Source organism: Nitrincola schmidtii, from assembly GCF_008973715.1.
GTDB lineage: Bacteria > Pseudomonadota > Gammaproteobacteria > Pseudomonadales > Balneatricaceae > Nitrincola > Nitrincola schmidtii.
In genome coordinates, this window is record NZ_WBOL01000001.1 from 66,449 (window position 1) to 90,640 (window position 24,192).

At 46.2% G+C, this 24,192-nt stretch carries 20 protein-coding genes; 4 read left to right on the forward strand and 16 right to left on the reverse strand.

Annotated features, from left to right (window positions below; genetic code table 11):
* Positions 1-48 precede the first annotated feature (48 nt).
* The gene (gene ectA, locus F7R24_RS00260; RefSeq protein WP_240775918.1) at positions 49-594 is read right to left on the reverse strand and encodes a diaminobutyrate acetyltransferase; all 546 of its coding nucleotides are present in this window, start codon (positions 592-594) and stop codon (positions 49-51) included.
* A gap of 270 nt (positions 595-864) precedes the next feature.
* On the opposite strand from ectA, the gene F7R24_RS00265 reads away from it, so the two are divergent.
* Positions 865-1,338, forward strand: a complete 474-nt coding sequence (locus tag F7R24_RS00265) for a MarR family winged helix-turn-helix transcriptional regulator (RefSeq protein WP_151669241.1) — start codon at positions 865-867, stop codon at positions 1,336-1,338.
* 90 nt (positions 1,339-1,428) lie between these two features.
* Positions 1,429-2,472, forward strand: coding sequence for a histidinol-phosphate transaminase (hisC, locus tag F7R24_RS00270; RefSeq protein WP_151669242.1), 1,044 nt, complete (start codon positions 1,429-1,431; stop codon positions 2,470-2,472).
* Between the two features lie 101 nt (positions 2,473-2,573).
* Here hisC and F7R24_RS00275 read toward each other — a convergent pair whose 3' ends face one another.
* The 5 genes from F7R24_RS00275 to F7R24_RS00295 all read right to left on the reverse strand — a co-directional run bounded on the left by F7R24_RS00275 (position 2,574) and on the right by F7R24_RS00295 (position 8,325).
* Positions 2,574-3,473: a GGDEF domain-containing protein gene (locus tag F7R24_RS00275; RefSeq protein ID WP_151669243.1), complete on the reverse strand. Its 900-nt coding sequence runs from the start codon at positions 3,471-3,473 to the stop codon at positions 2,574-2,576.
* 41 nt (positions 3,474-3,514) lie between these two features.
* A complete protein-coding gene (locus F7R24_RS00280) occupies positions 3,515-3,814 on the reverse strand; it encodes a c-type cytochrome (protein ID WP_151669244.1) in 300 nt (99 codons plus the stop codon).
* A gap of 212 nt (positions 3,815-4,026) precedes the next feature.
* On the reverse strand, positions 4,027-5,946 hold the full coding sequence (htpG, locus tag F7R24_RS00285) for a molecular chaperone HtpG (protein WP_151669245.1): 1,920 nt from the start codon (positions 5,944-5,946) through the stop codon (positions 4,027-4,029).
* Between the two features lie 93 nt (positions 5,947-6,039).
* Positions 6,040-6,792, reverse strand: coding sequence for a DUF599 domain-containing protein (locus tag F7R24_RS00290; RefSeq protein ID WP_151669246.1), 753 nt, complete (start codon positions 6,790-6,792; stop codon positions 6,040-6,042).
* Between the two features lie 57 nt (positions 6,793-6,849).
* Positions 6,850-8,325 (reverse strand): protein adenylyltransferase SelO, encoded by a 1,476-nt coding sequence (locus F7R24_RS00295; protein ID WP_151669247.1) that lies wholly within the window; start codon positions 8,323-8,325, stop codon positions 6,850-6,852.
* 136 nt (positions 8,326-8,461) lie between these two features.
* On the opposite strand from F7R24_RS00295, the gene F7R24_RS00300 reads away from it, so the two are divergent.
* Positions 8,462-8,788: a DUF3301 domain-containing protein gene (locus F7R24_RS00300; RefSeq protein WP_151669248.1), complete on the forward strand. Its 327-nt coding sequence runs from the start codon at positions 8,462-8,464 to the stop codon at positions 8,786-8,788.
* A 42-nt stretch (positions 8,789-8,830) separates the two neighbouring features.
* On the opposite strand, the gene sucD is transcribed toward F7R24_RS00300, so the two are convergent.
* The 9 genes from sucD to sdhC all read right to left on the reverse strand — a co-directional run bounded on the left by sucD (position 8,831) and on the right by sdhC (position 20,123).
* Positions 8,831-9,712: a succinate--CoA ligase subunit alpha gene (sucD, locus tag F7R24_RS00305; protein WP_151669249.1), complete on the reverse strand. Its 882-nt coding sequence runs from the start codon at positions 9,710-9,712 to the stop codon at positions 8,831-8,833.
* Between the two features lie 2 nt (positions 9,713-9,714).
* The gene (sucC, locus tag F7R24_RS00310) at positions 9,715-10,881 is read right to left on the reverse strand and encodes an ADP-forming succinate--CoA ligase subunit beta (protein ID WP_151669250.1); all 1,167 of its coding nucleotides are present in this window, start codon (positions 10,879-10,881) and stop codon (positions 9,715-9,717) included.
* A gap of 128 nt (positions 10,882-11,009) precedes the next feature.
* Complete coding sequence (gene lpdA, locus F7R24_RS00315) at positions 11,010-12,446, reverse strand: dihydrolipoyl dehydrogenase (RefSeq protein WP_151669251.1); 1,437 nt, start codon at positions 12,444-12,446, stop codon at positions 11,010-11,012.
* 56 nt (positions 12,447-12,502) lie between these two features.
* On the reverse strand, positions 12,503-13,717 hold the full coding sequence (odhB, locus tag F7R24_RS00320) for a 2-oxoglutarate dehydrogenase complex dihydrolipoyllysine-residue succinyltransferase (protein ID WP_151669252.1): 1,215 nt from the start codon (positions 13,715-13,717) through the stop codon (positions 12,503-12,505).
* A 47-nt stretch (positions 13,718-13,764) separates the two neighbouring features.
* Positions 13,765-16,596, reverse strand: a complete 2,832-nt coding sequence (locus F7R24_RS00325; RefSeq protein WP_151669253.1) for a 2-oxoglutarate dehydrogenase E1 component — start codon at positions 16,594-16,596, stop codon at positions 13,765-13,767.
* Between the two features lie 315 nt (positions 16,597-16,911).
* Complete coding sequence (locus F7R24_RS00330) at positions 16,912-17,616, reverse strand: succinate dehydrogenase iron-sulfur subunit (protein ID WP_151669254.1); 705 nt, start codon at positions 17,614-17,616, stop codon at positions 16,912-16,914.
* Between the two features lie 12 nt (positions 17,617-17,628).
* On the reverse strand, positions 17,629-19,401 hold the full coding sequence (gene sdhA, locus F7R24_RS00335) for a succinate dehydrogenase flavoprotein subunit (RefSeq protein ID WP_151669255.1): 1,773 nt from the start codon (positions 19,399-19,401) through the stop codon (positions 17,629-17,631).
* Positions 19,402-19,404: 3 nt separating this feature from the next.
* On the reverse strand, positions 19,405-19,752 hold the full coding sequence (sdhD, locus tag F7R24_RS00340; protein ID WP_151669256.1) for a succinate dehydrogenase, hydrophobic membrane anchor protein: 348 nt from the start codon (positions 19,750-19,752) through the stop codon (positions 19,405-19,407).
* Positions 19,746-20,123, reverse strand: a complete 378-nt coding sequence (gene sdhC / locus F7R24_RS00345) for a succinate dehydrogenase, cytochrome b556 subunit (RefSeq protein WP_151669257.1) — start codon at positions 20,121-20,123, stop codon at positions 19,746-19,748. Before sdhC ends, sdhD begins: the two co-directional genes overlap by 7 nt.
* Positions 20,124-20,556: 433 nt before the next feature.
* Here sdhC and gltA point away from each other — a divergent pair, with 433 nt between their 5' ends.
* Complete coding sequence (gltA, locus tag F7R24_RS00350) at positions 20,557-21,831, forward strand: citrate synthase (protein ID WP_151669258.1); 1,275 nt, start codon at positions 20,557-20,559, stop codon at positions 21,829-21,831.
* Positions 21,832-21,905: 74 nt separating this feature from the next.
* Here gltA and rlmKL read toward each other — a convergent pair whose 3' ends face one another.
* Positions 21,906-24,062: a bifunctional 23S rRNA (guanine(2069)-N(7))-methyltransferase RlmK/23S rRNA (guanine(2445)-N(2))-methyltransferase RlmL gene (rlmKL, locus tag F7R24_RS00355; protein ID WP_151669259.1), complete on the reverse strand. Its 2,157-nt coding sequence runs from the start codon at positions 24,060-24,062 to the stop codon at positions 21,906-21,908.
* Positions 24,063-24,192: the final 130 nt, after the last annotated feature.

A 24,192-nucleotide genomic window follows, 5' to 3' on the forward strand; every position in this document is an offset into this window, starting at 1 on the left:
AACTCCTACTATTATTAAATTCTGTATGAAAAAGGTAAGGATGAGGGATCAGGATTTACTCAACGGATCCTTCAAGGGACCACCACGCCATAGCATTTCATCATCATGCTGGTCAGCGAAGTGGGCTTTGCGACTAAACAACACTGTCTTCTCTATGGGTGCATTCAACTGCTGATATGCACGGCTAAACAATGCCTCAGATGCAGTATTGCCGGGTGTAATCGTCGTTTCGATATAGTGAATCGACTTCTCGCTACGACAGCGTTCAATTAACGCCATCAGCATACGCAACGCTAAACCTTGACCACGACAGCTGGCATCGACGGCCACCTGCCACACAAACAAGGTGTTAGGGCGTGATGGCGGTATATAGCCAGAGATAAACCCAACCAGCTTATCATCACCATTGGTCGCCGCTATCGAGGTATCAGCGAAATGGGTGCATTGAAGCAGATTGCAGTAAGTCGAGTTAGTGTCCAGCGGTGGACAGCGGTCTACCAGTTCATTTAGAGGCTGACCATCCGTTGAAACGGGTTTGCGGAAAGTCGTCACTGACATTTCTGCTATCGCTTTACTCGTTGTATGACTATTCATTGCTTCCTTAATATTTTGTAATACTATGCAATTATTATAAACACACTGACAATTACTTTGCAAACCTATGTATAAAATCTACTACTTTTGTCTATTAATGGCTTTAATCGACTAATTTATGGCTTTTTTGCATAAAATATACGAATAGTATATCGTATTGCATTACAAAGTAATTAAAAGGAGGTAACGCTTATCTATTTGCATTACCACTATGAAAAGCCTCAAAATAGCGACTTATACCACTGCAATGCTAAAGAACTGGAAACACTTATGCAGAAAAGTCAGGATGTGCTGGTGTTGTTGCGACAGATTATTCGCGCAACCGAATTGCACGATAAACAACTGAGTCGCGTAACTGGGTTGACCATGCCGCAGTTAATGTCCATGCAAGTACTCCATATGCAAGGCCCTATGACCGTCGGCGCACTGGCTAATCAGATGAACCTGACCCAAGCAACGGTGACCAGTATTCTTGATAGACTGGAGAAGAAACAGCTAACCACTCGCGTGAGAAGCCAAGAAGACAAACGTAAAGTACTGGTCTACCCGACTGGAGAAGGCTTGGCCCTATTAAAGTCGGCCCCTGCCACCCTTCAAGATCGTTTAATCAATGCCTTTGAAGAGATGCAAGAATGGGAACAGTCGATGATTGTCGCTTCGTTAGAGCGCATCTCTTCCCTGTTAGGCGCCGATTCGATTGACGCAGCCCCAATGCTTGATGTTGGTCCACTCGATCGCTCATAACGTAATGTAAAAGGGTTAAGTGGTATCTGTTATATTAGATCTGCTAAAATCTCGCATCTTTTACATTACTTTGTCAGGACATATCGACTCATGAGCAAATTCTGGAGCCCTGCTATACGCTCCCTGGTGCCTTATACACCCGGTGAACAACCCAAGGTGCTCAATCTGATTAAGCTGAACACCAACGAGAACCCCTACCCGCCCTCACCTAGCGTGGTTAAAGCCATACATGACTTCTCTATGGATCGTTTGCGTCTTTATCCAGATCCAGAAGCAAGCAAGCTTAAAACTGCTTTAGCGGATTATCATAACCTTGATGCTAATCAGGTATTTTTGGGCAATGGTTCTGACGAAGTTCTTGCGTTAGCGTTTATGGCATTTTTTCGTCATGACGCTCCATTGTTGATGCCAGAAACTACCTATAGTTTTTATGAAGTGTATTGCGACCTATTGAATATCAATGCAGTACGCATCCCCCTGAATGCCAATTATGAAATCAATTTGGATGATTATGCTCAGAAGAATGGCGGTATTATTTTCGCCAATCCTAACGCACCCACAGGTATCGCATTACCACTGAGCCGTATCGAGAAGTTGCTGAAAGATAATCCTGATACTGTCGTACTTGTTGATGAGGCTTATGTCGATTTTGGTGGCGAAAGTGCTATTTCATTGATCGATAGCTACCCTAACCTACTTGTTTCACACACCTTCTCTAAATCACGATCATTAGCTGGCATGAGAATTGGTGCTGCCTTTGGACATTCAGATCTGATCAATGGCCTTGAACGCGTTAAGAATAGCTTCAACTCTTACCCGTTAGATATGCTGGCTATTGAAGCCGCTACTGCATCCGTGTCAGATGATGCCTACTTTGAAGAAACCTGTCAGCGCATCATTGAAACACGTGAGAAAACCACAGAAGCTTTACTTGCTAAAGGCTTTAGAGTATTGCCATCCTGCGCCAACTTCATTTTCGTTTCTCATCCAGAGAGGGATGCTAAAGAGCTGATGCAGGCGTTACGTAACGAGAATATTTTGGTAAGGCATTTCACTAAACCCAGCATTAATCAATTTCTGCGCATTACCATAGGGACAGATGCAGAAATGGAAGAACTGATTGCTAAGTTGTGATGTGTTGGAACGTATTACAGAGTTGAAGAGTTAATAAATTATCGCCCGCATTGGCGGGCGATTTATGTAGAAGCCGGACTTATCTTTAAAAGTGCTTAACTTCAGAAAGATTCACCTTCAACACGATCACCACCACTTTGGCGAGCAACCGCAAGGTTTTCCTGAATACGTCTGAGCATGTCTTCAGCAGTATCTTCAAGACCCGCCAACGTCGCAACACCCACACTGACGGTACAATGGATATTGCCAGAAGCGTAAGGCAACTCTAGGCTGTTAGCTAAACGCCGTACACGCTCACCCGCCAGTAAAGCCTGTTCATGATTCGTCTCTGGTAGCACCAAAATTAACTGATCATCACTGAATCTTGCTAAAAAGTCAGCGGTACGTTTCATACGGTGCAACTCAGTTACCATATGTCTTAATAATTGATCACCGCCATCCCAGCTATGTTGGTCATTGATGCCACTAAAGTCATCTATATCAACGATCAAAGCGCTGCATACACCATCATAACGCTGAGCTTGAGCCAGATTCTGTTCCAATAGCGGCATTAACGCACGTCGGTTATAGGCACCGGTTAATGGATCACGTTGAGCCTGACTGGTGATGCGACGCTCTAGTTTTTTACGATCGTTAATATTACGCAAGGACCAGATTAGCTGCTCTGACTCGGTGACAATCATTCGACTGTGGAACCAGATTACCTCTTTTAAACCCATCGCTTTTAAAGCATGTTGATGATCTGGTCGAAAAACCAATTCATTCTTTACTACCTGCCCGTGTTGACGAGCCGTTTCGATATAACCACGAATGAGGGTTAAATAGTCTGCAGGAAAGATATCCTCTAAGGGCTTACCTATTAACTCATTGACGATTAACCAATCTTCATCGCCAGGACTGACGCGAGTGACTATTTCCTCTTCTACCACGAGCACCAGATCAGAACTCAGGGACAAGAGTGCATCAAAGGAATCTTTCAGCGTCATCTGTTGATCAGACATGCCTGTATCTCCTTGGGCAGGTTCTGTTAAAAAGCTTAAAGCTATTTCAGACGACTTATCATCACTTCAACAGCGGCTCGAAGTTGATCATCTGTGCAATTAAAACAGGTTCCTTTAGGTGGCATGGCACCTTTACCGCTGATAACCGTTTGTGTCATAGCATCTACGCCAGTGGCAATACGTGGAGCCCAGTTGTCAGCATCATCCATTTTAGGTGCACCAGCCAAGCCAGCATCATGACAAGCCTGACAGTGTCTATCCACAATTGCTTCAATTTCAGCATGGGCAACACCACTACCTAACAGTAAGCCAAGTACAACAGGGGCGATGATTTTTTTCATAAGAATATCCTGACAAGTTAAAATGACTTTAACTCAAGGATAAACCAGAGTGGCGAACAAATCGAGTGCGATTTAAAACTGCAGACAGGATTAACGTGGCTAGGCAGCCAAGGATGATAAATAGCAGACTTTTAACTGGAATAAAAAAGGCAGCGTCAATCGAGAAGCGAAACACTTCTCGGTTGACACTGCCGTGATTTAAGCCTTATTGATTAAGCGCTGAGCTCTAATAAAAGCTTATTCAAACGAGTGGTGTAGGCTGCAGGATCTTCTAACTGACCCCCTGCTGCAAGATCCGCTTGATCCAATAGAATCATTGCCAGATCTGCAAAACGAGCTTCATCCGCTTCTTGATCTAACTTAACAATCAATGGATGCTCTGGATTGACTTCAAAGATCGGTTTAGTGTCAGGGACTTTCTGACCAGCCGCTTCCATGATCTTACGCATCTGCATACCCATGTCGTAATCGTTCAGCACCAAACAGGCAGGTGAATCTGTTAGACGATGAGTGACGCGAACATCAGAAACACGCTGCTCTAGCACTGGCTTCAAACGCTCTAGCAGACTTTCCAGTTGCTTAGCGGTTTCTTCCTGCTGTTTCTTCTCTTCTTCTGACTCGACTTCACCTAGATTCAGCTCACCTTTGGTGACATCTTGGAAAGACTTGCCTTCGAAGTCGAATAGCTGGCTCATCATCCAATCGTCAATACGATCGGTTAACAACAACACTTCGATGCCTTTTTTGCGGAAGATCTCTAAGTGAGGACTGCTCTTAGCGGTATTGTAGTTATCCGCTACCACGTAATAGATTTTTTCTTGTCCCTCTTTCATGCGAGACACATAATCTTCTAGGCTAACAGATTGCTCAGTATTACCCGTGTGGGTTGAGGCAAAGCGCAACAGCTTGAGGATTTTTTCTTTATTGGCGTAGTCTTCAGCAGGACCTTCTTTGAGTACCTGACCAAATTCTTTCCAAAAAGCCGCATACTTTTCAGTATCCTTCGCCAACTTGGACAGCATATCTAACACGCGCTTGCTTAATGCACTGCGAAGTTTGTCAACGTTAGGATCTTTTTGCAGAATTTCACGCGACACGTTAAGTGACAAGTTATTGCTATCCACCACACCTTTGATAAAGCGCAGGTATAGCGGCAGGAACTGATCTGCTTGATCCATGATGAAAACACGCTGAACATAAAGTTTCAGTCCACGCGGTGCTTCACGGTTCCACATATCATATGGCGCGTGTTCAGGCACATAGAGTAAGCTGGTGTATTCTAACGTACCTTCCACCTTGTTGTGCGACCAGGTCATCGGGTCGCTGTAGTCGTGAGAGATATGCTTATAGAACTCTTTGTATTCCTCGTCTTTCACATCACCTTTGCTGCGTGTCCACAACGCGGTGGCACTGTTTACAGACTCAAACTCGGGCGCTTGCTTAACGTCCTTGGTTTCTTCTTCATCATCTGCAGAAGGCATCGCTTCTTTTTCCATCATCACAGGGAATGCGATATGGTCAGAATACTTACGAACGAGACTACGTAAACGCCAGCTATCGGCGAACTCTTCTTCACCGTCTTTCAGGTGCAACACAATACGCGTACCACGACCCGCTTTTTCAGTTGAGGCAATCGTGAATTCACCTTCACCACGGGATGACCAGTGAACCGCATCGGTAATCGCTGCGCCCGCACGGCGAGTAAACACATCCACTTGATCAGCGACAATGAAGGCAGAGTAGAAACCGACACCAAACTGTCCGATCAACTGACTGTCTTTGCTTTTATCACCGGTTAGATTATTCAGGAAGCTGGCCGTACCGGATTTAGCAATCGTACCCAGATGATCAATCACTTCTTCACGGCTCATGCCGATACCGTTATCTTCGATGCTAACGGTTTTCGCTTCTTTATCGAAGCTGATACGAATCTTTAGGTCAGAGTCACCTTCGTAGAGGTCACTCTTTTCCAGCGCTTCAAAACGTAACTTTTCTGCTGCATCGGAGGCGTTGGAGATTAGCTCACGCAGAAAAATTTCTTTATTAGAATAGAGCGAATGCACCATTAAGTGCAGGAGTTGCTTGACCTCTGTCTGAAAGCCAAGGGTTTCTTTCTGGGTTTCTGTACTCATTTTTGTCTCAGACTCCTGTTTGATGGACGATCATCAAGGCGATGAATGCCTTTGCACTGGGTCTGATATAGGGGCAGTTTTCAAAGTTTCAAGTCAACGCGTGCCATTATCTACTTTAGATATGACAGGACGATTGAGTTCTGAGCTCATCATCAGGGTTTTTAAGGTCGAGGATTTAAATTCGCGTCGATACAACACATAAACAATCACCGCACTGAGAAACATGAACATCCAGGGATTAATTGTCCAACTCAAGACAGCAATACTGAAATAGTAAGTGCGCAACCCTATGTTAAAGCTGTTCGCAGCCATGGAAGCCATTTTCGCCGCACGCGCTGCGTGTGCTTCTAACTCCTTCGCACTTAAATCCTCTTCCGGCATGGGTGCACCACCAATCATCACCGAGGCAAAACCATACTGACGCAGACTCCAGGTAAACTTAAAGAAGGCATACACAAACAACAGCAACATCACTAACAGTTTTAACTCCCACTCTTGCCGTGTTGCTTGCATCGCAAATGGAAGATCTTTAATTAGGTTGATGACCTGATCGGTCGAACTCATGACGGTCAAAATACCCGCCATCACCAGTATCGTCGTACTGGCAAAAAAGGAGACACTTCTTTCCAAATTAGAGATAACGGTGGTATCCGCAATACGGTTATCTCGAGCCAACATCCGTCGCATCCATTCGGTACGATAGATGTGCAATACACTGGCTAAGCAAGGCGTGGTGTAACTTTTAACGCGAGCGTAAAACATATAGCCATTAAAACAGACCAAAAACCAAACTAAGGCCAGTAAGTTTAACCAGTTATGCTCCAAAAATGACTGCAGCTCAAGCATGTGAAGGCTCCAATAGATCTAGCTGTTTAGTCTAAAGTATAACCTTAGATAACTCCACTAAGATGAACAGGTTAGACAGATGGCTTTAGCCCAATCGGGGGGTGCTTCTTGATAACGCTGCAAGTGTGGATGCGCTTCAGTAGGATGGCGCAATACAGGTAGCAGTTGATTGACGAGACGGTAATCTCCTTGGGTTGCCTCGCGTATCGCTTCTTCTGCCATATAATTTCGCAAAAGATAGCGAGGATTAACAGATCTAAGCTGTTGCTGGCGAATCGGTTCACTGGCCATTTCCAATGCAATTCGTTGCTGATAGGTTTTCAACCAAGCATCCCAGTGCTGCTCTGAACTCTGAGTAAATTCTGTAAGATTTTCAATGCTTAGCTGTTCTGTAGACAGATCTGCAATCGCACTAAAAAATCGAGTGATATCGGTACGGTTTTGCTTAAACAGATTCCACAGCTTTTCTATTAATGCTGCATCATCGGGATGAGTAGTCAGCAATCCCAAGCGTGCTTTTCGACGCTGAAGCAACTGTACTTCAAATTGATTCATAAAGGTTTCCAGTTCTGCTTCTAACGCTTCACGCTCTACTAAGGGCAGTAAAGCTTGCGCCAAACAGGCAAGATTCCAATGTACGATGGCCGGTTGACGGAAAAAGGCATAACGTCCCGCATCATCATTTTTATTGGCAATATGATCGGGCTCGTATGCATCTAAAAAGGTGAAGGGTCCATAGTCAAAGGTTTCACCCAGTATCGACATATTGTCTGTATTTAATACGCCATGCACAAAGCCGTAGGCCTGCCAATAGGCGACCAATGACGCTGTTTTGGCCTGAATCATTTGATAGAAGGCTAAATAGGGATTGTCTGCCTGTAAGGCTTCGGGATAAAAGCGCTGTATAGCGTAATCAGCCAACTGCTTTAACTCATCATGGCGCTTGGTATAGTAAAGCCATTCAAAATGCCCAAAGCGAATATGACACTGGGTGACACGCAGCAACATTGCACAGGGTTCCATGCCTAAACGCGATGTGTATTCTTCACTACCAATTAAGCATAGGGCTTCAGTGGTGGGAATACCTAAACCCACCATGGCCTCGCTGACTAAATATTCACGAATACTGGACCTTAACACCGCTTTACCATCACCAAAACGAGAAAAAGCAGTTTGCCCTGCCCCTTTTAAGTGAAGATCCCAACGCTCTCCGCGCTGATTAATCACCTCAGCTAGCAACTGTCCCCGCCCATCTCCTAGGTCAGGATTATAATGACCAAATTGATGTCCTGTGTATTTCATTGCCAGGGGTGAAGAACCAGGCAAAGGCTGTAAGCCAGCAAAATAGTTAACCAACTGATCGGGGTTGCACTGACACGGATCTAAATCTAGATGGCGGGCAACACGGGGGTTAAAACTGATCAAATGGGCATTTTTGAGGGGTTTAGGTGAGGTTCGTTGAAACCAATGTTCAGGCAAACGCGCATAGCTATTATCAACATTAAGCTTGTCCAATGTGCGCAGCATTTGCATTCCCGTCTCCGTTTTTTAAATCTTAGTCATTCGTTGATTTATACCTTACTATTTTTGTCAGGTATTGTCATCCCATAGGTGTTAATGCCTGCTTGGTGATATGATCTGTGTATTGTTAGCACCCAGGAGCAAGTTGATGTGGTTTGATTTAAAGGCGGTTATTTGGATCTGTGTCATTGCTAGCCTAGCATTGCTCTGGTGGCAAAACTTGAAGATGCGTGAAATCGCTCTGGTGGCCGTCAAACGTTATTGCGATCGAGAAGGATTACAGCTGCTTGATCAAAGCGTGGCCTTAAAAAAGATCAATTTTAAGCGTGATCAACACTCAGGAAGCGTGGTGTTGCGAAGAAATTATAAATTCGAATTTACCAGTACAGGCGATGAACGTTACAGCGGAATGGTTGAGATGCATGGACAGCGGTTAGCGGGGATTACTACAGAGCCTTATCGCATACCCGAATAAAATCGCCCGCAAAAGCGGGCGATTTTCAGGATTAAGCAATGATTACTTCATTGCCCAGCCAGTGATTTCTGACAGTGCTTTGCCGATATCAGCCAGTGAACGTACAGTTTTAACGCCAGCATCTTCCAGTGCAGCAAACTTCTCATCAGCAGTACCTTTACCGCCAGAGATGATCGCGCCCGCATGACCCATACGCTTACCCGCAGGAGCAGTAACACCCGCAATGTAAGATACGACAGGCTTAGTGACGTGATCTTTGATGTAAGCCGCTGCTTCTTCTTCAGCAGAACCACCGATCTCACCGATCATAACGATCGCTTCAGTCTGTGGATCGTTCTGGAACAATTCCAGAATATCGATGAAGTTAGAACCAGGGATTGGGTCACCACCGATACCGACACAGGTAGACTGACCGAAGCCAGCATCAGTCGTTTGCTTAACCGCTTCATAGGTCAGGGTACCTGAACGTGAAACGATACCGACTTTACCGGGTAAATGGATGTGACCTGGCATGATACCGATCTTACATTCACCTGGGGTGATCACACCTGGGCAGTTTGGACCGATCAAACGAACACCTAGCTCGTCGCACTTCACTTTGCATTCCAACATGTCTAGTGTTGGGATACCTTCAGTGATACAAACGATCAGCTTGATACCGCCGTTAGCCGCTTCAAGGATAGAATCCTTACAGAAAGCAGCAGGTACGTAGATAACAGATGCGTGTGCGCCTGTCGCTTCTACCGCTTCAGCAACCGTATTGAATACAGGTAGACCTAGGTGCTCAGTACCACCTTTGCCTGGCGTAACACCGCCAACCATTTTGGTACCGTAAGCAATCGCCTGCTCTGAGTGGAAAGTACCTTGACCGCCAGTGAAACCCTGACAGATGACTTTAGTGTCTTTATTAATCAGAACGGACATGATTATTTACCCTCCGCGGCTTTCACAACCTGCTGTGCAGCGTCAGTTAAGCTGGTCGCCGCAATGATATCTAGACCGGATTCAGCTAGACGCTGAGCGCCCAGTTCGGCGTTGTTACCTTCCAAACGAACAACAACAGGAACGTTTACACCGACTTCTTTAACCGCACCGATAATACCATCAGCAATGAGGTCGCAACGTACGATACCACCGAAGATGTTAACCAGAACTGCGCTAACAGTGCTGTCAGATAGGATGATTTTGAACGCTTCAGTTACACGTTCTTTCGTTGCACCACCGCCAACATCTAGGAAGTTAGCAGGTTGTCCACCGTGTAGTTTAACGATGTCCATAGTACCCATTGCTAGGCCTGCACCGTTAACCATGCAACCGATGTTACCTTCAAGCGCTACGTAGTTCAGTTCCCACTGAGCTGCATGAGCTTCACGCTCATCGTCTTGTGAAGGATCGTGCATTGCTTGAATGTCTTTGTGACGGTAAACAGCGTTGCTGTCGATCACGATTTTCGCGTCTAGGCAGTGCAGGTTACCCGCATCAGTGATCACCAATGGGTTGATTTCTAACAAAGCCAGATCTTTTTCTTCAAACATTTTCGCCAAACCTAGGAAGATATTGACGAACTGCTTGATCTGATCACCTTGAAGACCCAATTTGAATGCCAACTCGCGACCCTGGTAAGGTTGAGCGCCAGTTAACGGATCGATGGTTGCTTTCAGGATTTTTTCAGGTGTTTCGTGAGCAACTTTTTCGATTTCCACGCCGCCTTCAGTTGAAGCCATGAAAACGATACGACGTGTAGAACGGTCTACGACTGCACCTAGGTAAAGCTCGTTCGCGATGTCTGTGCAGGTTTCAACCAAAATTTTAGTCACTGGCTGACCGCTAGCATCCGTTTGATAGGTGACTAAACGCTGACCTAACCATTTTTCAGCAAAGGCTTTAGCTTCAGCAGGAGAGTCTACCAGCTTAACGCCGCCAGCCTTACCACGTCCACCAGCGTGAACCTGGGCTTTTACAACCCATTTGTCACCGCCAATTTTCTCAGCTGCTGCTGCAGCTTCATCAGGAGTATCTACCGCAATGCCTTTAGAGACTGGCAGACCATATTGGGCAAACAGTTGTTTACCTTGGTATTCATGAAGGTTCATGTTCTGATCCGTTGAGTTATCGATTAAACATGTACAGCACAGGGCTGTTAACCGCTGACTGCACCTTGTGTGAACCGCAAACACAGTGGTTAAGCTTTTGGCTTACCACTGTGTTGCAATCCTTCAGGTTAGCGTTTTTTACGGTTGGCAACATGGATAGCGTGATTATCCACAGCCAGTGCGGCCTCATGTACCGCTTCACTCACTGTTGGGTGAGCAAATACTGTCATCTGCAAATCTTCTGCAGTTGCACAGAATTCCATCGCAATCACTGCTTGAGCGATCAATTCAGAGGCAATACCACCAACGATATGCACACCTAGAATACGATCGGTTTTTTCATCAGCGATCATCTTGACGAAGCCTTCAGTGGCATTCGCTGCCATTGCACGACCAGAAGCCGCGAATGGGAACTTACCCACTTTGATAGCAACGCCTTCGTTTTTCAGTTCTTGCTCGGTTTTACCTACCCAGGCTAATTCAGGGAAGGTGTAGATGATATTCGGTACACAGTCATAGTTAAGCTGAGCTTTATGACCGGCAATGATATCAACTACCATGATGCCTTCTTCTGATGCTTTGTGCGCCAGCATAGGACCACGAACAATATCACCGATAGCATAGACACCAGGTGCGTTAGTGCGGCACTGCTCATCTACAAAGATGAAACCACGCTCATCCAGCTTAACGCCGGTGTCGTCAGCCACTAGACCTTGAGTCAGAGGACGACGACCCACCGCAACGATGAGTTTGTCGACTACCAACTCTTGATCGCCGTTAGCATCGGTATATTTAACGGTCACTTCTTTGCCTTTGATCTCAGTACCCGTGCAACGAGCACCCAGTTTGATATCCAAGCCTTGCTTAGTCATCAACTTGTAAGCTTCTTTTGCGACGTCTTGATCGGTTAACGCTAGGAAAGAATCCATCGCTTCTAACACGGTCACTTCGGATCCGCAACGCGCCCAGATAGAGCCCATTTCCAAACCGATAACACCCGCACCGATGATACCTAAGCGCGCTGGCACTTCATCGATATCCAAAGCACCGGCGTTATCAAGGATCAAACCTTCGGTTAACGGCGCTGGTGGAATTTCCACAGGCACAGAACCGGAAGCCAGAATCACGTTTTCAGCAGCATGAAGGCTAACAGAACCATCAGCAGCGGTGACTTCGACTTGCTTGTTAGCTAACAGCTTGCCCTTGCCTTGAAGCAGAGTGACACCATTTGCTTTGAACAAACCTGCAATACCACCCGTTAAGTTTTTAACGATCTGGTTTTTGCGCGCAACCATCTGCTTAGTATCCATGCGAACATTTTCAGCAACGATACCTTGAGCAGCAAAACCGTGTTGGGCTTCATGCAGTTTGTGGGTGGTTTCCAGTAGTGCTTTAGAGGGAATACAACCCACGTTTAAGCAAGTACCACCGAGAACGGGAGCATTTTTATCATCTACCCACTTCTCAACACAGGCTGTTTTTAAACCTAGCTGGGCTGCACGAATTGCCGCGACATATCCACCAGGGCCAGAGCCAATTACAATTACATCAAACTTGTCAGACATTCATCTATCCTGTTTTAAGAATAAGTTTCTATCTCTACTTACCTGTTAAGCCGTGCTTAGACATCCAGTATGAGACGCGCAGGATCTTCTAGAAGATCTTTGATAGTCACGAGGAATTGTACCGCTTCCTTACCATCAATCATACGATGGTCGTATGACAGAGCCAGATACATCATCGGCAGAATAACGACTTGACCTTTAACCGCCATTGGACGCTCTTGGATTTTGTGCATTCCCAAGATCGCTGTTTGTGGTGGATTCAGGATAGGCGTAGACATCAAGGAACCAAATACACCACCGTTAGTGATAGTGAATGTACCGCCTTGCATATCTTCCATACCTAGCTTGCCATCACGGCCACGCTTGCCAAAGTCAGCAATCGTTGCTTCAACATCAGCCAAGCTCATGCTGTCAGTGTCGCGAAGAACAGGAACCATCAAACCACGCTCAGTAGAAACAGCAACACCGATATCTTGGTAGGCATGGTAAACCATATCATTACCGTCGATAGACGCATTGACTGCTGGGAAGCGCTTCAGTGCTTCTGTCGCTGCTTTTACGAAGAAAGACATAAAGCCTAGACGAGTGCCGTTATGAGTCTTCTCGAAAAGATCTTTATATTGACTACGCAGATCCATCACGGGCTTCATGTTAACTTCGTTGTAAGTCGTTAACATCGCAGCGTTTTGCTGAGCTTCAACCAAACGTTTCGCAATGGTTGCACGTAGACGTGTCATTGGAACACGCTTCTCTACACGCTCACCCGCTGGAACGTTGATAGCTACTGATGGTGCAGCAGCAGCTGGTTTAGCGGCAGCAGCTGCTGCAGGAGCTGATCCACGGTTGTTCAGGTAGTTCTGAACGTCTTCTTTAGTGATGCCACCGTTTTTACCGGTGCCTTTGATTTGCGATGCATCTAAATTGTTTTCATCAATCAGCTTGCGTGCAGCAGGACCAATTTTTTCCGCATCGGTATCACCGGTATCCGCAACTGCTGAAGAAGCAGAGGCTGCAGGAGCGGCACTAGCCGCTGCACCTGCTTCAAAAATCGCCAAAATTTCTTCGCTGAGAACGGTATCGCCCTCTCCCTTTAGGATTTCTTTAATCACACCATCAGCTGGAGCGACGACTTCAAGAACAACTTTATCTGTTTCGATATCTACAATCAGCTCGTCAGTTACACAGGCTTCACCTGGCTTTTTATGCCAAGTTGCGACCGTACCATCGGCGACCGATTCAGGGAACGTAGGTGCTTTAATTTCGATACTCATGTTCTTTCCTTTATGTATGCTGCTCTGTGGTTCATTCGAACGCGTTATTAACCGTTTATCGCTTCATTAACCAGCTTTTCTTGCTGCTCAACGTGTACAGAAATGTAACCTACTGCAGGCGCTGCTGCGTGAGGACGTCCGACACCTTCGAGGAAAAGTTTCGGATTGTGTTTCTGTAACACATGGCGCATGTGATGCTGGCTGCAATACCAAGCGCCTTGATTCATTGGCTCTTCCTGACACCACACTACGGATTCAAGATTAGTGTAGTCCGCAATCACTTCACCAAGGATCGCTTCTGGGAAGGGATACAATTGCTCTATACGAACAATCGCAACATCATCTTTTTCCAGTTCAGCGCGACGATTGTATAGGTCGTAGTAAACTTTACCGCTACACATCACCAATCGTTTCACTTTCTTAGGATCCAGCTTATCCACTTCAGGGATAACTGGCTGGAAAGTACCATTCGCTAAATCTTCCAGTGAACACACTGCTTGCTTATGACGAAGTAAAGACTTAGGCGTCATCACTACCAGAGGCTTACGCAGTGGGCGTGTTACCTGGCGACGCAACAGATGGTAAATCTGTGATGGCGTAGTCGGTACAGCAACCTGAATGTTGTGCTCTGCACATAACTGCAAGAAACGCTCTAGGCGAGCAGATGAGTGTTCTGGACCTTGACCTTCAAAACCGTGTGGAAGCAGCATCGTTAAGCCACATAGACGGCCCCACTTATGCTCACCACTGGTGATGAACTGATCGATGACAACCTGTGCACCGTTAGCGAAATCACCAAACTGTGCTTCCCAGATTACCATGCTGTTTGGCATCGTAGTCGCATAACCGTATTCGAAGGCTAATACCGCTTCTTCTGAGAGGAAGGAGTCAAAGATGTCGAATTTAGGTTGGTTTTCATCAAGATGCTGCAGTGGTACATAGGTACTGGCATCTTTCTGATTATGCACAACGGCATGACGGTGAGAGAAGGTACCACGACCTACGTCCTGACCCGTTAGACGAACCTGATGGCCTTCAGCCAATAAGGTTGCATAAGCCAAGGTTTCCGCAAAGCCCCAGTTGATTTCCATCGCTCCGGCAGCCATGCGTACGCGATCATCATAGATCTTTTGTACTTGACGCTGTATCGGGAAGCTTTCTGGGAAGCGGCACATCTTCTGCCCTAACTCTTGAAGCAACTTGATATCAACGGTTGTATCCGCTTCGAAAGTCCACTGATGACCTAGGTAAGGTCTCCAGTCAACGAACATTTCTGAATTAGGTTCCATCACTAGAGACTTGGCAACATGCTCACCATTCTCCAATGCTTTACGATACTCTTGCTCCATCTCTTTGCTTTGTTCAGCAGTAATCACTGCCTCATCTACTAAACGCTGAGAGTAGAGTTCACGAGTCGTTTTTTGAACCTTAATTTGGCTATACATCAGTGGCTGAGTGCCTGATGGCTCATCAGCTTCGTTGTGTCCACGACGACGATAGCAAACTAAATCGATGACCACATCTTTGTTGAATTCGTTGCGGTAATCTAAGGCCAATTGAGTCACGAAACGCACGGCTTCAGGATCATCACCATTAACATGGAAGATAGGTGCCTGTACCATTTTAGCGACATCAGTACAGTACTCAGATGAGCGTGAATCTTCTTTCTTAGACGTGGTAAAGCCCACTTGGTTGTTGATAACGATATGGATCGTACCACCAGTCTTGTAGGCGCGTGTCTGTGACATCTGGAAGGTTTCCATCACAACGCCCTGACCTGCAAACGCAGCATCACCGTGGATAGAAACAGGAATAACCGTATTACCCACTGCATCGTCGCGACGATCTTGACGCGCACGAACCGACCCTTCAACCACAGGAGATACAATCTCTAAGTGAGAGGGGTTGAACGCCATCGCCAAGTGAACTTCGCCACCAGGGGTCATGATGTTTGAAGAGAAACCTTGGTGGTATTTAACGTCACCGGAAGTTTCTAGCGTTTTCTTACCTTCAAACTCACCAAATAGATCGGATGGGTTTTTACCAAAGATGTTAACCAGGACGTTCAAACGACCACGGTGTGCCATACCGATTACAATTTCATTGGCACCGTCTTTACCCGCGCGCTGAATCAGTTCATCTAAACAAGGAATCAAAGACTCACCGCCCTCAACACCAAAACGTTTTGCACCGGCATAGCGAGAGCCGAGATATTTCTCTAGGCCTTCTGCAGCGGTTAAACGCTCAAGGATATGAATACGGGTATCTGCATCCAGAACAGGATCGCAACGCACAGGCTCCATGCGTGATTGAATCCAACGTTTTTCTTGAGTATCTACAATATGCATATACTCTGCACCCACTGATGAGCAGTAGGTTTTTTTCAGATCTTCAACGATGGATTTCAGTGGCGCTTCTTCTGTTCCGAAGAACAATGAGCCGAGCTGGAAAGTAGTATCGTAATCAGCTTCAGAAAGCTCATGGAAGCGTAAGTCAAGATCGGGAACAGGTGGACGCTGCAATAAATTCAGCGGATCGATTTTAGCTACCTGATGTCCACGTACGCGGAAAGCGTTGATCATACGTAACACGCGGACTTGTTTCTTCTCATGCTCAGAGCTAACGCTAGCTACCGCACCATTACCTGCTTTACGTTGGGTTTTAGCCAACAACTGGAAATGATCACGAATAGGGGTATGCGGTATATCTTGAGTGAGGTTATCACCTGTCTTTGGCAGACGATCAAATTCTTCTCGCCACTCCTGAGGAACGGCATTGGGGTCAAAGAGGTAGGCTTCGTATAGTTGTTCTACATATGAAAGATTACCACCGTATAGGTGAGCGTTCTTCCACATCAGCTCCATCATGCTGTCTTGCATTATTATTTCACCCTGAGTCTGAGGTAAGCTGTCCGGCAAGGCTGCACCACTCCTCGCCACACATGGCGGCTTCCTCTTAGCTGATTACCGTTTTTTGATGCCCAGTCATTAAGCTGAAGGCATTCGTATTATTTTACGACTTTTCTCGACTGCTTAACACCGTTCATCTGAATTGAATTCTACAGAAAATAGTTCCGCTGGGTAACATAGACCTTATGGGAAGATTTGCTTGTTTTAAGTAACAATATCGCATAAGGATATAACGCAAATAAAAAAGGCGCCGATCTGGCGCCTTTTTTTAGCAAGCAATTAAGATTAGGTAGCACGCTGCAATAGCATGTTACGAATTTTACCAATTGCTTTGGTTGGGTTCAGACCCTTGGGACAAACGCTGACACAGTTCATGATGCCATGGCAACGGAATACGCTGAACGGATCATCCAACTCTGACAAACGTTGATCACGAGCCGTATCACGCGTATCAGCCAAGAAACGGTACGCCTGTAGCAAGCCAGATGGACCGATAAACTTGTCTGGGTTCCACCAGAAAGATGGACACGCTGTTGAACAGCATGCACACAGGATGCACTCGTAAAGACCATCTAACTCAGCACGATCTTCAGGCGTTTGTAGACGCTCGATTGCAGGCGGTGGCGTATCGTTGATCAAGAAAGGTTTAACTTTCTCATATTGTCTGTAGAACTGACTCATATCAACAACGAGATCTCGAATCACAGGCAGACCCGGCAGTGGACGAAGAACAAGTTTGTCCTTCACAACTACCTGAGACAATGCAGTGATACAAGCCAAGCCATTTTTACCATTCATGTTCATACCGTCTGAACCGCAAACACCTTCACGGCATGAGCGACGGAATGTCATGGATGTATCTTTTTCTTTCAGTAACTGGAGCAAGTCCAGCACCATGATGTCTTTACCGCCAGGAATCTCTATGTGGATATCCTGCATGTAAGGCGCATCATCGGTTTCAGGGTTGTATCTATATACACTTACCAGCATATCATCAGCCTCTTAGTAAGTTCTGATCTTGGGCGGGAAAGCGTCCATGGTTTTGGGCGCAAAATTCACCGCACGCTTACCTATACGCTTGTTGTCTGGGTAATAGATCGAATGGCATAGCCAATTTTCGTCATCACGCTCAGTGAAGTCGTTACGCGCATGCGCACCGCGAGACTCTTTACGCTCGACAGCAGCGACAGCAGTCGCTTCAGCAACTTCTAACAAGTTTTCAAGCTCCAGCGCTTCAATACGAGACGTATTGAAAGACTGGCTCTTATCTTCAAGATGCAGATTTTCAACTTTCTTACGAATTTCTCCGAGTAACTGCAACCCTTTATCCATTGCTGCACCGTCACGGAATACACCGAAGTAAAGCTGCATAGTACTTTGCAGTTCTTTACGAACATCAGCGATCTTTTCACCGCCCGTGCTATTATTCAGACGGTTCAAGCGAACCATTGCTGCCTGAATATCAGCTTCGGTTGCATCTTTAACTTCGTAACCTTCGCGCATCTGCTCTTCGATCTGCATACCTGCAGCGCGACCAAATACAACCAAGTCAAGCAAGGAGTTACCACCCAAACGGTTTGCACCGTGAACAGATACGCATGCCACTTCACCGCATGCAAACAAACCGTTCACAATATGGTCTTTGCCATCTGCATCTGGATTGATCACTTGGCCACCGATGTTGGTCGGCAAACCACCCATCATGTAGTGACAGGTTGGAACCACAGGAATAGGCTCTTTAACGGGATCCACGGCTGCGAACGTTTTCGACAACTCACAGATGCCGGGGAGACGCGAATGCAGAACTTCTTCACCTAGGTGATCAAGTTTTAACAATACGTGATCACCGTCTGGGCCACAGCCACGGCCTTCTAGAATCTCAAGGATCATAGAACGTGCCACAACGTCACGACCTGCTAAATCTTTAGCATTCGGTGCGTAACGCTCCATGAAGCGCTCACCGTCTTTATTGATCAGGTAACCACCTTCACCACGGCAACCTTCAGTAACCAGTGTACCCGCACCTGCGATACCGGTTGGGTGGAACTGCCACATCTCCATATCTTGAGCGGCGTAACCTGCACGCAATGCCATACCCATACCGTCGCCAGTATTGATTAACGCATTTGTCGTAGAGGCATAGATACGACCTGCACCACCGGTAGCAAGTACCGTTGCTTTCGCTTTGATGTAGACGGTTTCGCCTGTTTCAATGCAGATAGCGATACAACCTACCACGGCATTGTCAGCGTTTTTGACTAAGTCAACAGCGTACCATTCATTAAGAAAGGTTGTACCCGCTTTCATATTAGCCTGGTACAGAGTGTGCAACAAAGCATGTCCTGTACGGTCAGCTGCAGCGCAAGTACGAGCTGCCTGAGTTGGGTTATCTGGGCCTTTAGACTGACCACCGAATGGACGCTGATAAATACGACCGATTTCAGTACGAGAGAAAGGTAGACCCATGTGGTCAAGCTCGAAAACAGCTTGTGGACCTACAGAACACATGTATTCGATAGCGTCTTGGTCACCGATATAGTCGGAACCCTTAACGGTATCGTACATGTGCCAACGCCAATCATCATTAGGATCTGCACTTGCAATAGCACAGGTGATACCACCTTGCGCAGAAACAGTGTGTGAACGGGTTGGAAACACCTTAGTAACACAGGCAGTGTTTAAGCCAGACTGTGCTAACTGTAGCGAGGCACGCATGCCTGCACCACCACCACCAACAACGATGGCATCAAAGGTTAATGTACGCAGCTTTGTCATCTTTTATACACCCCATAGAATCTGAATGCCCCACACGACGTAAATAAACGCCAGTAGACCACATACGGATTGAAATGCGAAACGGATGCTAGTCTTTTTGATGTAGTCAGTTGATACCGACCAAAGACCTATCCAAGCATGTGCTACCATTGACAAAATCGCCAACAGGGTGAAGATGCGCATCGCTGTGTTCTGAAACAGAGAAGACCAAGAGGCATAGCTCAGATCAGAACTGAACAGCAAATAGCCAATCATGAAAATAGTGTAAGCCATCAGTACAGCAGCAGTTACCCGCTGCATCATCCAGTCATATAGACCACTGCGGCCAAAACTCGTAATACTTGTTACCATATCCATACTCCTGCCAAAAGGACAAGAACACCACCTGCAACCAAGGTTACTTTGGCAGCCAACGTACCTGATTCCAGCTCTTCACAGTAACCGAAGTCCATAATCAGATGTTTGACGCCCGCAACTAGGTGATACAGCAGTGCTGATACAAATCCCCATGCGATGAGTTTAGCCAGGAAGCTATCCCGGAGAAGATCAGCCGCGGCATTAAAGCCTGACTGAGATTCCAGTGACAATCCCAATAAGTACATCGCAAAGATGGCACCAAAAAACAGTGCTACACCCGTTACACGATGTAGTATTGAGGTGACCGCCGGAAGTGGCAGTTTAATGGTTTGTATATCTAGGTTTACAGGTCGTTTTTTGTTCACGGCTCTAGTTCACACTTTTGTAGTCCCTTTGCAGGACGGGTTGCTGGAAGTGCTTAGAAGCAGTAGTTCGTTTGCCGAACCGGCATTGCACATTTGTGCCATTGCACAACTGTACAATGTCAACTCAGGGCTCGAAGTATAGTCAGTTACGACATTGAATACAACGCGACTTGACCCCTGTACAACAATGGTCTAACACGCTTAAACACTGAGAAAAATTTCAGCATTACCTGATAAGTTGACTAGGCTATTTAAGATCACTCTGTTATCTTATTTGACGACATGTTGCATTGCGGTATTCGTCTTTAGGTTGAATTGACAAACCATCGTCAACCTCTATAGTTGACGGGTTCTCATTCAGGTAGTACCTGACAATGTAATCAAATGACCAAGATAAGTCATTGTAATTATAACCGAATGATAGGAGCCACCTATGGCTGACAAGAAAGCACGTTTGACGGTCGACGGCATGGATGAAGTGATTGAACTGCCCGTTTACTCCGGCACAGAAGGTCCAGATGTTATTGATGTCCGTCCGCTGACTGGAAAAGGTCTTTTTACCTATGACCCAGGCTTTGTTTCTACAGCGGCATGCGAATCACAAATCACCTACATTGATGGTGATAAGGGGATTCTGCTACACCGTGGATACCCGATTGATCAGCTCGCTGAGAAGTCGGATTACCTCGAAGTCTGCTATTTGCTGCTGAACGGCGAACTTCCTGACGCCGAGCAAAAGAAAAAGTTCGTAAGCACCATCAGTAATCACACGATGGTTCATGAACAATTGATCTCTTTCTACAAAGGCTTCCGTCGTGACGCACATCCTATGGCGATCATGTGTGGTGTTGTGGGTGCGCTATCTGCCTTCTATCACGATTCGTTAGATATCAATAACGCTAACCACCGTGAAGTGTGCGCCTATCGATTGATTGCCAAAATGCCAACGTTTGCTGCGATGTGCTACAAGTACTCTATCGGTCAACCGTTCATGTTTCCTCGCAATGACAAAGGCTATGCTGAAAACTTCTTGCGCATGATGTTCTCTACACCCTGCTCTGAATATGAAGTTAGCCCAGTACTGGTTCGCGCCATGGATCGCATCTTCACGCTTCACGCCGATCATGAACAGAATGCGTCTACCTCCACTGTTCGTTTAGCTGGTTCTTCTGGTGCAAACCCATTTGCCTGTATCGCTGCGGGTATTGCAGCACTCTGGGGACCTGCTCACGGCGGTGCTAACGAAGCCGTACTGACCATGCTTGAAGAGATCGGTGATGAAGCCAATATCCCTGAGTTTATCAAGCGCGCGAAAGATCCTGATGATCCATTCCGCTTAATGGGCTTCGGTCACCGTGTGTATCGCAACTTCGATCCACGCTCACGTGTGATGAAGAAAACCTGTGATGAAGTGTTGGCTGAACTTAACATCAATGATCCTTTATTGAAGATCGCCACTCGCTTGGAAGAAATAGCTCTGGAAGACCCATACTTTGTAGAGCGTAAACTCTATCCAAACGTGGACTTCTACTCAGGTATCATTTTGAAAGCGATGGGCATACCCACCAGCATGTTCACCGTGATCTTTGCCATGTCGCGTACTATCGGCTGGATTTCTCATTGGAACGAGTTCCATTCAAGTCCAAACCGTATCGGTCGTCCGCGCCAGCTTTATACCGGTGCGAAAAAGCGCGATTATCCGGGTTAATAGATCCACTTGCCTTCATTGTGTGTAGAAACGCCCGCTTATTGCGGGCGTTTTTTTGTCATCTAATACGTTGTTTAACAGTGTTTTATTTCAAAACAGCAATGAATTTTGCTGTTTCGCTTAAAGTCTGGATCTAAGGTGTGCGGTGTTATGTCGTTAATCTTGTAACGAGACAAGGCATCATAATCCAACTTAAAGCGACGATAGTTATTCGAGAAGATCAGCACCCCTTGCGGACGCAATAAGCGCATCGCATCTTCCACTAAGGCGACATGATCACGTTGAACATCCAGTACGCCTTCCATTCTTTTTGAGTTAGAAAAGGTCGGTGGGTCCATAAAAATTACATCGTAAGCGGGTTGTTTTTGACGCTTAAGCCATTTAAAGCAATCCTCACGAATCAATTGATGCTTCGACATATCCTGCTGGTTCAATTGAAGATTTTGTCTTGCCCAATCCAAATAGGTTGCAGACATATCGACACTGGTGGTTGATTTAGCCCCTCCAACAGCAGCATGAACCGTTGCTGTAGCGGTATAACAGAAAAGATTAAGCACATCCTTCCCGGCTGATAGCGTTTGTAACTGACGCCTAACCGGCCGGTGATCTAAGAATAACCCCGTGTCCAAATAGTCATGCAGATTGACTCGCAACAAACAACCATGTTCTTTGACAACAAAAAAATGGCCTGTATCGTTATGACGTTGATATTGATCGCTACCCTGCTGGCGTTTACGCTGCTTAAGGATCACTTGATCGGGATGCTTCTCTAGCACTACCGCTGTCGCAGTGACCGCCTCAGACAGGCGATTAAAAGCCTTTACCGGATCTATACTGCTCGGTGCCTGATACTCTTGAATCAACACTTGGTCACCATAGATATCAACGGCAACCGAATATTCGGGCATATCTGCGTCATAAAGACGGTAACACTCTATCGACTCTTGCTTAACCCAGCGGCGCAGATTCTTCAGATTTTTTTGCAGCCTATTGGCAAACATTTGTGCCGTTTCGTTTAAGGTAAGGGTGCCGCCCTGCTCTTTCTGTTCAGCTTGTTCTGCAAAAATATCAAATAGGAATACACGACTCTCTAACGCACCATTGAATAGTTGATAATCCTTATGAGGCTTGAGGCCCATAACACGGCTTAAAGAGGTATCAGAGGTCAACACCGCAGCATTCCAGCCATAAAATTGGCGGCGCATCAATTGACCCAATTGTTTGTAGAGAAACATAAGCGGGCCTGTTTCGCCAAGTCGTTCACCATAGGGAGGATTGGTAACCAACAACCCTTTATCCACGCCTTCTGGGCGCGTAACGTCAGTTATTTCTTTAACGTCCAGATGAATCCATTGGTCTAATTTTGCGCGACGAACATTGTCTTTAGCGGCAGCAATGACACGCGCATCCTGATCAGAACCGATCAATGTTAGTGTCTGATTTTCACGTCCTGTAGCTTGTCGCCCATGCGCTTCTGTCAGTAATTGCTGCCATAGTTCACGATCGAAGTCTGGCCAACGCATAAATCCAAATGTTTGCCGATACAATCCAGGGGCGATATCTAAACTCATCAACGCCGCTTCAGTTAATAAGGTAGCAGAACCACACATCGGATCGACGAGACAGCTAACCTCTTGCTTACCCCAACCAGCGCGCAGTAACACCGCAGCTGCCAGGTTTTCTTTCATTGGCGCTTCACCAGTTTTGCCTCGATAACCACGTCGATGCAAACTATCACCCGATAAATCTAAAGAGACAGCCACTTTACCTCGCGCCAAATGAACGTTGATGCGCAACTCAGGTTGCTGTTTATCGATTTCGGGACGCTGCCCTGTGGCTGCTCTTATTTGGTCAACAATAGCGTCTTTTACTTTTAGCGCTCCAAAATGGGTGTTGCGTATCTCTTCTGTTTGACCATTAAAGTCAACACTCATCGTGCCAGATGGTCGTAAATGAGCCAACCAATCGATTGACTGTACTACATCATAAAGAGAGTCTGCAGTGGTCACAGGAGCCTCAGTCAGTCGCAGCAAGACTCGACTGCCGAGACGTGACCAAAGACACATTCGATAACCTAACGCCTTATCGCCTTGGCAACTGACACCTGCCACCGTCATACGCACAGCCTGCCCTTGCAACTCGTTCAACTCGTCCGCAAGAAGTTGCTCCATACCTTTCGGACAGGTCACAAAATAGTGATAGATTTCCGCGCCCTGAGTTTCTGGTGTCATGATTACCTCGTCCGATGTCTTTGGGATGAAAAATTTTCAAGTTCAATAGCACTATTGATCTTTTGTTGTAAACGCATGATTAACTTCACGATTGTGCAGTTGCGCTATGAGTCACTCTATGAACGTTGTA